At 44.5% G+C, this 12,687-nt stretch carries 8 protein-coding genes and 1 other annotated feature; all 8 genes read right to left on the minus strand.

Features of this window, described 5'->3' with window-relative positions; genetic code table 11:
- Positions 1 to 123: 123 nt before the first annotated feature.
- Positions 124 to 3,312: an MMPL family transporter gene (locus tag BN1609_RS01305; protein ID WP_088815306.1), complete on the minus strand. Its 3,189-nt coding sequence runs from the start codon at positions 3,310 to 3,312 to the stop codon at positions 124 to 126.
- A complete protein-coding gene (locus BN1609_RS01310; RefSeq protein WP_088808794.1) occupies positions 3,312 to 3,782 on the minus strand; it encodes a MarR family winged helix-turn-helix transcriptional regulator in 471 nt (156 codons plus the stop codon). The genes BN1609_RS01305 and BN1609_RS01310 overlap by 1 nt, the downstream gene beginning before the upstream one ends.
- 95 nt (positions 3,783 to 3,877) lie before the next feature.
- Complete coding sequence (locus BN1609_RS01315) at positions 3,878 to 7,060, minus strand: ABC transporter permease (protein ID WP_088840427.1); 3,183 nt, start codon at positions 7,058 to 7,060, stop codon at positions 3,878 to 3,880.
- A gap of 12 nt (positions 7,061 to 7,072) precedes the next feature.
- Positions 7,073 to 7,774, minus strand: coding sequence for an ABC transporter ATP-binding protein (locus BN1609_RS01320; protein WP_088808792.1), 702 nt, complete (start codon positions 7,772 to 7,774; stop codon positions 7,073 to 7,075).
- A 103-nt stretch (positions 7,775 to 7,877) separates the two neighbouring features.
- Positions 7,878 to 10,286: a phenylalanine--tRNA ligase subunit beta gene (pheT, locus tag BN1609_RS01325; RefSeq protein WP_088815201.1), complete on the minus strand. Its 2,409-nt coding sequence runs from the start codon at positions 10,284 to 10,286 to the stop codon at positions 7,878 to 7,880.
- 2 nt (positions 10,287 to 10,288) lie between these two features.
- Positions 10,289 to 11,338: a phenylalanine--tRNA ligase subunit alpha gene (gene pheS, locus BN1609_RS01330; protein ID WP_088840428.1), complete on the minus strand. Its 1,050-nt coding sequence runs from the start codon at positions 11,336 to 11,338 to the stop codon at positions 10,289 to 10,291.
- A 50-nt stretch (positions 11,339 to 11,388) separates the two neighbouring features.
- Positions 11,389 to 11,616, minus strand: a binding site (T-box leader).
- A gap of 43 nt (positions 11,617 to 11,659) precedes the next feature.
- Positions 11,660 to 12,202, minus strand: coding sequence for an ECF transporter S component (locus BN1609_RS01335; protein ID WP_088808789.1), 543 nt, complete (start codon positions 12,200 to 12,202; stop codon positions 11,660 to 11,662).
- Entirely contained in the window at positions 12,189 to 12,569 is a 381-nt protein-coding gene (locus tag BN1609_RS01340) for a DUF4430 domain-containing protein (RefSeq protein WP_088840429.1), read from the minus strand. The genes BN1609_RS01335 and BN1609_RS01340 overlap by 14 nt, the downstream gene beginning before the upstream one ends.
- Positions 12,570 to 12,687 lie beyond the last annotated feature (118 nt).

Consider the following 12,687-nt stretch of genomic DNA (forward strand, 5'->3'; position numbering starts at 1 on the left):
TGCCTCCATCTGTCTGTTTCATAATTTTATTATAGCGAAAATATGGAACTGATGCCAAATTAAAAAGCAAAAATCAAGCGAAAATGCCATTTTAACACGGCTTCGCTTGATTTTTGCTGTTGATTAACGTTCTTCGTGTCGTTCACCTTTTGTTGGAACGAACGGCCACCAATTGCTTCTGCCAAATAGTTTAACCATGACTGGAACAAATAGTGGTAAGACGACAAAGGCGTATAGGATAAGGCCGATTAAGACGACTGTCGCAATTTCAAGAAGCGAAAGCACGCCAGCTGGCATCATCGCCGCAAAAGTTCCGCCTAGAATGAGAACCGCAGAGAAAATAACGCCGCCCATATTTTTCATCGTCAAAATCATTCGATCCTTAATTGCCATGCCTGTATATTCGTTGAAACGGCTCATGAGGAAGATGGAATAATCGATTCCGAGTGCAACGAGTACAACAAACCCGAAGAACGGCGTCGCCCACGTTAGCCCGCTGTAATCCAAAATCCTTGTGAAAATAATTTCCGCAAAGCCAAGCGCCGCATAATATGTTAGCACAATAGAGCCAACAAGGTAGAGCGGCATCACAAGCGAACGAAGTAAGATGACTAATGTCACAAAGACACTGACGAGAACTAAGATGACGACTAAGTGATAATCCGATGTGGACATATCACGCGTATCGTAGTTTGTACTTGTCATACCACCGATACCAACATTCGCGTTTTCCAGTTTTGTGCCTTTTAAGCTTGCATCTAATTGCGCGTTAATGTCATCGATGGAATTCATCGCCGCATTGGAATACGGGTTTTTCGTTAACACGACATTAATCGTCGCAAGCTTCCCGTCGCTTGAAATATATTGGCTGAGCGCCTTATTATACGTTTCATCCTGAAGAAGCGCATCTGGCACAAACACACCGGACTCGGAGTACGGCGCCTTCGCCCACTCTCCGACTAAACCGCTCGCACTCGTGAGCCCGTCTTGAACTTGTCCCAGCCCGTCAACGCTTGCTTGTAGTCCTGTCGAAAGTTGACCAATTTGCCCACTCATTTTGGAAAAACCGTCTTTCAAGCTTCCTTGGCCCTGTTCAATTTGGGTGAGCGCTGATTCGATTTGCGGCATCTGACTCACAACTTGTTTTTGCCCTGCTGCCGCTTGATTCAAACCAGATTCGAGGCTGGACAAGCCCGTTTCAATCGCCGCTAAACCAGTGTTAAACTGGCTAAGCCCGCTTGAAATTTGCTCCGACTGTGCATTCAGTTGCTGCATCGCATCTGATAGTGCAGCAATGCCCGCATTCAATTGTTCCATTTGCGTTTTAATTTGCGCCATCTGCTTGCCAATTTCCGATTTAAACTGTGTTCCAGCCGTTTCTAGTCCCTTTACATCTTGAACTAGTTGATTAAACTCCGGATTTTGAGCCGCCTGCGGATGCGCCGCTGCAAACGTTTGAAGTGAAGCCCCTACTTTTTTAATTTGATTGGTAAGCGCAGAAGTATCAATCGCAGATCCGTCCGCATTTTGCATGCTAGAAAGCTGATTGGAGATTTTCTGCAAATTCGCCTGAACTTCCTTGTAGCCGTCTAAAAGCTGCGTTTGCCCATTTTGCAGTTTGGTGAGCTCTGCACGAGCCGTTTTAACGCCCTCTTCTAGTTCACCAGCTCCACTTGCGCCGCTTTCAATCCCTGTTTGAATTTGTTTTAGAGCCGCTTCAAGCTGTGAAACGCCCGACTTTGTTTCGCTTGTCCCCGACTGAAGCGCATCAACGCCTGAAATGGCTGAATTTAATGCCGGCCCCGATTTACTTATTTCGGAGTTCGCCTCATCAAGTCCGTTTTTAATTTCACCAACGCCACTGTTCGCTTTACCGACACCTTGATTTAGTGCGTCAGCCTGATTTTTTACATATAAATCATCAAGCCGTTTTCCAGCTGGCCGTGAGGCGCTCATCACCATGTCGACTCCTTTTAAATTTGCAAGGTCTGCCGAGATGTTTTCAATCAGTGCGATATATTCGCTCGTTTTCATGTTGTCGTCATTTTCAAGATAAACTTGTGTTGGCGCTACTTGACCTGCCCCGAAGCTATCTGATACGATTTCAAAACCTTTTTTCGATGGATATTTATCACTAATTTCATCGAGTGAGTTAAAGCTTTCTTCACCAGTATGCAAAATAATTGGCGGTATCGTAATGAGCCCAACGATGAGGAGCGCAACAAACGGACGTAGGAAAGCGAGTGTTCCAGCAGCGCCCCACAATTTATTTTCTTTATGCGCAATATTTTTACTGAGCGGCCAGAAAAGATGCCGACCGAGTGTTGCCATGAAAAATGGTACGAGCGTGTAAATCGAAAGCATGAGCACCACGATGCCTACACCGACTGCAACTGCCGAGCGGTATAAGTCGAATTGTACAAAATAAAGCGAAAGAAATGCGACAAGGACTGCGATTGCACTATAAATGACTGTTCGCCCAGCTGTACGATAAGTTTCTATCACAGCTTCGCGCACAGAAAGCCCACTGCCAACCTCCTCTTTAAACCGACTCATCAGTAAAATACAATAGTCGGTCCCGATGCCAAACATGATACAAACCATGAAAATTTGTGTGTAGGTGGAAACCGGGAAGTTTAAATATTGCACAAGAAACGCGACAATACTTTGCGCCGCTAAATAACTAATCCCAACCGTGACAAGTGGGATAAACGGTGCGATGACCGAACGGAACACAAGAAATAGCACAACGAGAATGAACGCTACCGTAATACCTTCTGTTTTATGTAAACCGTCCTCTGAGCCTTGCACAACGTCCTCTTGAATGAGCGCGTTACCCGTTAAATACGTGTCAACACCTTGAACATTCATTTTTTTGTCTAAATCAGCACGAATTTCTTTTACCGGTGTGTCGCCTGCGTCAACCGTCAAACTCGCGACAAGCGTCTTGCCATCCTTCGATAAAAACTGATCCTTCAATTCAGGCGTGTCAAAGCTATCGAGTACTTCCGTGACGTGTAGTTGTTCTTTATCCTTTTTAATCGAATCCAGTGATTTTTCAATATTGTCAAAGTCTTTGTTCGTAAGTTTTGTGTCAGACGTATAAACCGCGATGTAAGCTTCACCTTTACTATCTGGATTATGTTTTTTCTGGAGGTCTGTTGCCATAGTTGATGGATAGCCGTCCGGCAACTTTAATTCCCCTTTTTCGCGAACAAGATCAGGCATGCTTGGTGCGACTAACATCAGGACTGCCGCTGCTGCAATCCATGCTACCAAGATTCCCCACCTTAGTTTCATGACCCAATTCATCATACTTTATTTCCTCCTCTTGCGTGCGTCTCCACAACCGAATCCATGACTTTATCATATAAATTCATAAACAAATCCGCATCTTCATCGCCAAGTTGTTGCAACCATTTATGAACAAGATTTTTCATTTCCATTTCGCACAGTTTAAAAATACTATTCCCACTTTCTGAAATATGAAGCATAATTGCACGTCTATCGGTAGGATTTTCAGTACGCACAAGTAAGCCTTTTTCTTCCAAATTGTGAATTTTAGCAGAAATCGCACTTTTGTTTACGTTCAATGAATTCGAGAGCTCTGTTGCACTCATGCTCCCATTTTGCGTTAGCTCGCGTAACAAAAAAAACTGTTCGACCGAAATCTTTTTTTGCTCAAATTGAACATTTTCAATGGCTTGATTCACTTCTTTAAAAGCAAAAATATATGTGCGCATGTAGCTGTTTACAAAACGATTAATTTGCTTCTCATTCATAATGATTCACCCCCTGAACTAAATTTAATATACGCTACTCACTTGAAAAAGTAAAACAAAAAGAATAGCCACGTCTTTTTAGACGTAGCTACTCTTTATTCCACTGATTTCAGCGCTTCAATCATATCAATCCGTTTAAGTTTAACATGCATGACGAGCATCACAATCGTGGAAAAAACAAGGGTCAAGATAGCTGAGTATAAATAGCTTGGCCATCTAATCATTGGACTAAACATCATGTTATCAATTTCCGCCGTTGTAATCACATACTGGTGCAGGAAAAATCCTAACACAAAGCCGCCTAAAATTCCCATCATACTTAAAATAATATTCTCACGGTACACGTACAGCGTCACTTCTTTTGGATAGAAGCCTAGCACTTTAATCGTTGATAATTCACGGATTCGTTCGGAAACATTTATATTCGTCAAATTGTAAAGCACAATAAAGGCTAAAATAGCCGCCGAAACAATTAATACAATCATCACGACATTTAAGCTATCCAGTGTATCTGTCAACAGCGAACTAATCGTGTTTGAATAGGTGACTTGAAGAGCAGCCCCGTCATCAATGAGTTTTTCTGCAAAACGATTCTCGGTTTTTTGCGAGGTATCTTTGAGATTTAGTAAATCAGTGTTATATTTTGGTGCCTCATGAAAGATTTTCGTGTAGTAGGATTTCGTCATATAAGCATAGTGCCCGGCGTAGTTTTCGGCAATTCCCGTCACTTTTAGCTGGTGCTCTTCGTTATTCGCATCCCGCACGGTTAGCGCATCACCTGCTTGTAAATCAAATAAATCGGCGAGTTTCTCGGTGATGACGACGCCATTATTTGAAAGTGGCACAGCGGCGTGAGTTTTCCGGTCGCGTAATACAATAAAGTCGTTTAAGTCAGCTGTCGACTCAAATGCGGTCACGTTAACGCTTTGATTTTTCCCTGTTTGAATCGCGTCCATTGCATTTAGCGAAGCCGATTTGCGTGCGGTAATATTAATATCTTGCATCAATTTCTCATATTCTGTATTTTGCGTTTTCGTTGCAGTAGTATCGCGCGAAACAAGTGCATCATATTTCATAATATTACCATATTGGAGCGTTGCAATATCGCTAATCGAATCGCGCAAACCAAAACCAGTTAGAATCAGCGCTGTACACCCCGCAACCCCAATAACCGTCATTAGCATACGCTGTTTATAGCGGAAAATATTGCGTGCGGTTACTTTGTCAGAAAAACGCATTCGCTTCCATATCGGTGTGACTCGCTCAAGTAAAATGCGCTTCCCTTTTTTAGGTGCTTTCGGTCGCATTAGTGTTGCCGCACTTGCTTTTAGTTCTGCGTAGCAAGCGACAAACGCCGTTACAGTCGTACAGACGAGCGCCACAATAAGCCCAATAATGCTGTAGCTTGGATAAAAGGCGATTTCAATTGGTGGCATTTTATACATCGTCCCGTACGCATTGAAAATGACATTTGGGAACAGTTGAAAACCAATGAGGAGCCCAAGAACAGTCCCCACCAAACTAGCAAGCGATCCGTAAACTAAAAACTTCTTCATAATATCCATGTTGTTGTAGCCGAGCGCTTTGTAAGTACCGATAAACGTTCGCTGTTCTTCCACCATGCGCGTCATGGTCGTCAAACAAACAAGTGCTGCAATTAAGAAGAAGAAAGCTGGAAAGGCCGTCGAAAGTGACGTGAGGCGTTCCGTATTTTCGTTATACTCATTGTATCCCGGGTAACTCGAACGGTCTAGCACGTAATATTTCGGTTTTTCCATATCCGCCAGTTTTTCCTTCGCAATTTGCAAGTCTTGTTCCGCATCAGCCAGTTCAGCTTCCGCTTTTTTCTTTTCCGTATTAAACGTCGCCAAGTTTGCCTCATATGCAGCTTGACCAGCATTCAATTTGGCAAGCGCCGCATTTAGTTCACGTTCACCCTTTGAACGGCCAGAACGAAGTTTTTCCTCGCCCGCGTTTAATTCAGCGACACCTGCTGCATATTCCTTTTCACCAGCCACCAGTTTTGCTTTCGCCGCATCTAGTTCAGCCTGCTTCGTCGCAAGCGTTTTTTCTGCCGCATCTAATTTTGCACGCTCCGCCGCCAGTTTTTGATTTGCCGCTTCAAGCTGTGCCTTCGCCGCTTCATTTGCCGCCCCAAGCGCCGCACGTTTCGCATCAAGTTCGGCTTGTGTCGCGTCTAAATCGGCTCTTCCGGCTGCCAATTGCTCTTTCGCCTGTTTGATTTCCTGCTCACCCGTTGCAATTTTTGCCTTCGCGTCCGTCATGTTTTGCTGTGCGACACGCAATTTTTCGCGCCCTGTCGCGAGTTCGGCCTCGCTCGTTTGCATCTGCGCATCAAATTCTGCCTTCGAAGTCTTATATTTCGCAAAGCCACTATCCAGTTCCTGCTTCGCCGCATCTAATTTGGCTTGGTTTTCCGCCAGTTCAGCACGGCCATCTTGCCATTTCTGTTCGCCGTCAGCAATTTTAGCTTTTGCGTCATTTTGAATTTTGGCGAACCTTTTATCCGCTTGCGTGTCGAGGACTTTTTCAATTTGCTTTTCATTTGCGTCCGCCGCCTCATTGTAAGCATCTGAAAAAGCCGCTTCGCCTACCGTATTCGTAAATGTCAAATTGGCTTGCGTATAGACCGACATATCGAAATCTTGCTTTGGCACAACAACAATCGCATCTGTTTTTCCTTTTCCAATGGAACTCGTCCCGCGACCGCTCGTTTCAATGAACATCGGACTGTTCACAAAACCGACCACAGTGTATGTATCACGCTTCAGCGTATCGCTCGGCTTGGCGCCATTATTTTTAACAAAAGTGACCTTGTCTCCGATTTTAAAGTCTTTTTTCATCGCCTCCGTGGCGTCAAGTGCGACTTCTCCTGACTTTTCGGGGAGGCGACCAGATTCAACTTGATATTGGTTTACTTTTTGCGTTTCCGTGTAAGAATATAAGCGCATGACCGCTTTATTTTGCTTTAAGAGCAAGTCAGCCGTATATTGCATTTCAACGCGTTTCACACCCGGCGTTTTTTTTAGTGCCGCTTCGTCCGTTTCGTCTAATCCATAAGTCGATTGCACGACGTTATCAGTCAAACCGTAATCCGTATAATATTGATTCGCCGTTAATAACATATTGGGACCCGTCGCTTTTAAACCTGCGAAAAAAGCAACGCCGAGCATAATTAAAGCTAAAATCGAGAAGAAGCGACTTTTCGTCTGCCAAACTTCGCGCCAAATATCTTTCCATAAAGCTTTTTTATTCACAAAAATCCTCCTCTACCACTCTATGCTGTCAATCGATACTGGATTTTTGTTTTCTCGAATATCCCGCACCTTCGCATTATTAATTTCAATAACGCGGTCAGCAATTGGCGTTATCGCAGAGTTATGCGTAATGACAATGACCGTCGTTTTCGTTTCACGACATGTATCTTGTAAAAGTTTTAACACCGATTTTCCTGTTTCATAATCGAGTGCCCCCGTCGGCTCATCGCATAAAAGTAGTTTTGGCGCCTTCGCAAGCGCACGCGCAATCGCCACACGCTGCTGCTCACCACCAGAAAGCTGTGCTGGAAAATTGTCCAAACGATGCGCCAAGCCAACATCATTTAAAACCTTTTCTGCGTCTAAAGCATCGGGTACAATTTGCGCCGCAAGCTCCACATTTTCCTTTGCCGTTAAGTTTGGCACCAAATTGTAAAACTGGAAAACAAAACCGACGTCCGTTCTTCGGTAACCCGTCAATTTCTTCGCCGAGTATGCGCCAATGTCCGTCCCGTCCACAATGATGGCCCCCTCGTCTGCCGAATCCATACCGCCTAGTATATTTAAAACCGTCGATTTCCCCGCGCCTGATGGTCCAACAATAATGACAAATTCACCTTTTTGAATTTGAAAATTAATGCCATCGTTCGCGACAACCGTCGTTTCCCCCATTTCATAACGCTTATACACATCTTTTAGCTCCACAAATGCCATATTCTATCCTCATTTCTTTTGAAGTTCCTTGTTCTATTATAGCCGAACAATGTGAAATTTCATACAAAAAAGTTGCAGGAAAACTTCCTGCAACTTTTCATGTTTAACGAATAACCGCGCCTAGTTTTTCTGTCAGAGCCGCCATCACTTTTTGATTGACTGCCGTAACTTCCTCCTCGACAAGTGTTCGTTCTGGATCCAAATAAGTTAGCGTATACGCCATTGATTTTTTGCCTTCGCCAATACTTTCGCCTTCGAAAATATCGAATAATTGCACGGCGTGAAGCAATTTACCACCATTTTCCTGAATCACATCTAAAATGGCACTTTGTGTCGTGTCTTTTGAAACAAGTAGCGCCACATCGCGCGTCATTTCAGGGTAGCGCGGAATCGTTTGGTAAACAACCGTCTTCTTCTCCGCGGCAACAATTGCTTGTAGGTTTAACTCAAATACGTATGTTTCTTTTAGATCATATTCTTTTTGAAGCGCCGGATGAACTTGGCCGATAAAGCCGATGGACGCATCGCCTAAAAATACTTGCGCTGTGCGCCCTGGGTGCATATCTTCTTTGACCAACTTCTCAAAACGAAATGGCGCTTGTAGACCTAAACGCTCGTGCAACATTTCCAGTATGCCTTTTAGCACAAAGAAATCGACTGTTTTTGTTTCTTTTTGCCAGTCAGGAAGCACACGGTTCCCCGTCATAAGGCCAGCGAGGTGCTCTTCCTCGACCGGTAGCGCGTCGCCTTCCGTGCCATAAAACACACTTCCCACTTCATAAAATGCCACATCTGTATTTTTGCGGGCTACATTATAGCTAGCCGCGTGCAGAAGCCCTGGAATAATGCTCGTTCTAAGCTTACTCCGCTCCTCACTCATCGGCATCGCAAGACTCACAACCCTTTCTTTAGATAAAGCGAGCCTTGTAGCCTCTTTCTCTGAAGTTAAAGAATAGGTGAGCGCTTGATTTAAGCCGGCCCCCTGGAGTGCGTCATGCAGTTCGCGCTTCAGCGTTTGAGCTGGCGTTAAGCCACCTGCCGTCGCCGTTTCTGGTAGCGTCACAGGAATTTTATCATAGCCATAAATTCGTGCGATTTCTTCCAAAATATCCGCCTCAATGGTAATATCCCAGCGGCGTGACGGCACGCGCACTTCAATTTGATCAGCTAAAATCGTCGCTTCAAATCCTAGACGATCAAAAATAACTTCGACTTCCTCGCTTGAAATGGCCGTACCTAGCAAGCGATTCACACGTGTCAGTGTGGTTGTCACAACATTTTTGTACGCATCCCGGTTGTCTTCCTCGACAGAACCAGCAAGCATCTTCCCACCGCTCAGAAGCGCAATTAATGCGGCGCCGTGCGCAAGAGCCTGTTCCACCTTGAACGCGTCGCTCCCCTTGTCGTAACGAATACTCGCTTCCGTACGAATGCCTAGTTCGCGTGACGCTTGACCAATATACTCACTTGCAAAAATCGCACCTTCTAGTAAAACGGTTTTTGTCACACTGGACACTTCTGAACTCTCACCGCCCATAATGCCGGCAATTGCAATTGGCTCTTTTCCATTCGTAATGACCGTATGCCCATCATTTAGAGTTCTTTTTTGCCCATCAAGCGTCGTGATTTCCTCGCCCGGAGTCGCTAGACGCACGACAATTTCACTACTCCCGATTTTCTCATAATCAAAAGCATGTAACGGTTGCCCGTAAAGCAAATTAATATAGTTTGTGACATCGACAACGTTGCTATGTGGGCGAATCCCGGCTTTCATAAGCATTACTTGAAGCCAAAGTGGCGAATCTTTAATTTCGATATCTTCCACCATTCGCACTGCATAATAAGGCGTCGTTTGCGCATCTTGAATCGCAACTGAAATGCGTCCTTCAATCGAACCCGTTTCAGACACATCAGGTTGTTCCGGAAGCGCCGGTTTCTCGTGCACAATCGCACCGATTTCATGCGCTACCCCTGTCATGCTTAAAGCATCGGCCCGATTTGGCGTAATCGCCATATCAAGAATCGCGTCATTTAGGCCGAGAAGTTCCACCGCGTTAGCCCCAACAACCACATCATCAGGCAAAACAAAAATGCCGTCTTGATAAGCTTTAGGGACAACACTATTTTCAAAGCCCAATTCTTGCAGCGAACAAATCATACCTTCCGAAACTTCACCGCGAAGCTTCGCGCGTTTAATTTTCAGCCCGCCTGGTAAGCGCGCCCCAACACGTGCCACAACAACTTTCTGACCAGCTGCCACATTCGGTGCTCCGCAAATGATTTGCACCGTTTCGCCGCCGTCCACTAAAACAGTCGTTTTATTTAGCTTATCCGCACTCGGATGCTTCTCACACGTTTTAACTTCCCCAACGACAATATTTTTTAGATCCGCATCTAAATAGTCAACGCCTTCAATTTCAATGCCGGTACGTGTAATCGCCTCCGCCAAATCAGCCGCATTTAAAGTTAAATTCGGGAAAAATTCCTTCACCCAATTATAAGAAACTAGCATTTTTATTCCCCCATTTCCTTCGCAACAAATTGATTCGTAAACCGTAAATCGTTCGTATAAAGATGGCGAATATCGTCCACCGCGTATTTCAACATCGCCACACGTTCAGGACCAAGCCCAAATGCAAAACCGCTGTAGCGTGTCGAATCAATGCCAGACATTTCCAAGACGCGCGGGTGTACCATACCAGCGCCTAAAATTTCAATCCAACCCGTGCCCTTACAAACACGACAACCCTCGCCGCCGCACGCAAAACAGGAAATATCCATCTCAACAGACGGTTCTGTGAACGGGAAGAAGCTTGGGCGCAAACGAATTTCGCGTTCCTCACCAAACATTCGTTTAGCCAAAATCGTCAGCGTTCCTTTTAAGTCCGCAAACGTAATTTTTTCCCCTACAACAAGCCCTTCGATTTGAGTAAACTGGTGCGAATGCGTGGCGTCGTCGTTATCGCGACGGTAAACTTTTCCTGGGCAAATAATTTTGATGGGCCCATTTTTAAAATCATGTTTTTCCATCGTCCGCGCTTGAACGGGCGACGTTTGTGTCCGCAAAAGCGTATTCTCCGTAATGTAAAAACTATCTTGCATATCACGCGCCGGGTGCCCTTTCGGAAGATTCAGCGCTTCGAAATTGTAATAATCGAGTTCAACTTCTGGCCCTTCGGCAATTTTATAGCCCATGCCAATAAACATATCTTCCAGCTCGCGAATAACTTGCGAAAGCAAATGCGCTTTGCCAAGCGACACTTTTGTACCTGAAAGCGTCACATCAATCGTTTCATTTTCAAGTTGCACAGCTTGCGCCGCCTCTTCTAGAAGTGTTTGTTTCACTTGAATTTTCTCGCTAATTGCTGTGCGCACTTCATTGGCTTTCGCCCCAACAAGCGGGCGCTCTTCATTTGACAGCTTTCCCATTTGTTTCATGATTTCAGTCATCGGTCCTTTTTTACCGAGATATTTGACGCGCAGCTCATTTAATTCTTTCAAATCAGCCGCCGCACCTACAGCCAAAACGGCTTCTTTTTCCAAAGCTTGCAGTTGTTCCAGCATTTAAAAACACTCCTTTTCGTTTTTAGACAAAAATAAAAAACCTCTATCCACAAAGGGACGAGATTTTGCTCGCGGTACCACCCTAATAGAAATGCCAAAACATTTCCACCTTCATTTGAATAACGGCTTAAACACCGATCTGCCTTTCAAATTTAATCCCGGCAGCGACTCGTGGAGCTGAAATTTTCACTATGCTTACATGCGAAATGGCTTTCAGTCTTTGACCATTTCTCCCTGTCCAGTAAAACAAAGCTACTTGTCTCCGTCATTGTCTTTGTCTTATTTAATTACTTTCTATTATAGAGGGAACTTAGCATGAATTCAAGTATATTTTATAAGCCACTTATCAAGTAGCGGCAAAAGGACTGGCGCAAGAACCGCGTAAAACGCCGCATTCCCAAGCGCATGAAGGAAATCAAACGACAAGCCCGCAACATAATAAACGAGAAAATAATGAAAACCATAAAGCGGTGCAATGAATAACGCCTGAATAAAACCGTACAAAAAACCTGTAAACGAAGCGTATAAAATCATCAACCAAAACGGCATTTTGTCAAACCGCGGACGAATAACAAAAGCCGTCAAAGCCGCGATGCAAAGATAACCAGCAATTTGCCCAATCGTCCATATGCCCATACCTAAAATCAAGTTAGAGCTAAGCATAACAAGCGTCGCAAAAATCGCACCGTAGCGAAAGCCAGTTAAAAGCGTCACCAAAATGACAAGCGTCGTCACCGGTTGAACATTAGGAATAAAAGCAAATAAAAGCCGCCCCGAAACCGTAAGCGCCACTAAAATCGCCATTAGCGTAATCACTTTAACATTTGTAAGCCGCAATTTCTCAAACTCATTATTTAGCTTCATGCAAATCAAAACTCACTTCGTCACCATTTTTAAGTTTCAGTTCCTTGGCACCTTTAGCCGCCATCTCCCCGTTCACCTCGTACATCCAGTAAAGCCCTTTCGACTCGTCTTGTGAAATGCCCTCGATACTCGTAATAAAACCATCTGTATCTTTTAGTTTAAAGTTCTTGTTCATAGCCTCATACACGGTACTGCCAGATGCCACCTTCACCTTTTTTGCGCCCACTTCGCCCTGTCCATTATTTCGAGTCACATGTAGCGAAGCCGAAATTGTATCCGCACTTTTCGTTGTTGTTTCGCCGTCCGAACAGGCGACGAGTATCAGAACAAAAATTGCCGACAACGCAATGAAAATCCCTCTTCTCATTTTCTTTCTCCTTTTTTAACCAAAATAAAAGACATAACCATCGTTACGTCTTAGGCTTGTAGAAAACACAAAACAAAACGCACCACACAAAATCAGAGCGATGACAAATGGCGAGATT

This window comes from Listeria sp. ILCC797 (assembly GCF_900186185.1).
Lineage (GTDB): Bacteria > Bacillota > Bacilli > Lactobacillales > Listeriaceae > Listeria > Listeria goaensis.

What these genes read in the sequence shown, in the direction of transcription:
- BN1609_RS01305 (WP_088815306.1), bottom strand. Translation starts at nt 3,312, where the DNA reads ATGAATTGGGTCATGAAACTAAGGTGGGGAATCTTGGTAGCATGGATT.
- BN1609_RS01310 (WP_088808794.1), bottom strand. Translation starts at nt 3,782, where the DNA reads ATGAATGAGAAGCAAATTAATCGTTTTGTAAACAGCTACATGCGCACA.
- BN1609_RS01320 (WP_088808792.1), bottom strand. Translation starts at nt 7,774, where the DNA reads ATGGCATTTGTGGAGCTAAAAGATGTGTATAAGCGTTATGAAATGGGG.
- pheT (WP_088815201.1), bottom strand. Translation starts at nt 10,286, where the DNA reads ATGCTAGTTTCTTATAATTGGGTGAAGGAATTTTTCCCGAATTTAACT.
- pheS (WP_088840428.1), bottom strand. Translation starts at nt 11,338, where the DNA reads ATGCTGGAACAACTGCAAGCTTTGGAAAAAGAAGCCGTTTTGGCTGTA.
- BN1609_RS01335 (WP_088808789.1), bottom strand. Translation starts at nt 12,202, where the DNA reads ATGAAGCTAAATAATGAGTTTGAGAAATTGCGGCTTACAAATGTTAAA.
- BN1609_RS01340 (WP_088840429.1), bottom strand. Translation starts at nt 12,569, where the DNA reads ATGAGAAGAGGGATTTTCATTGCGTTGTCGGCAATTTTTGTTCTGATA.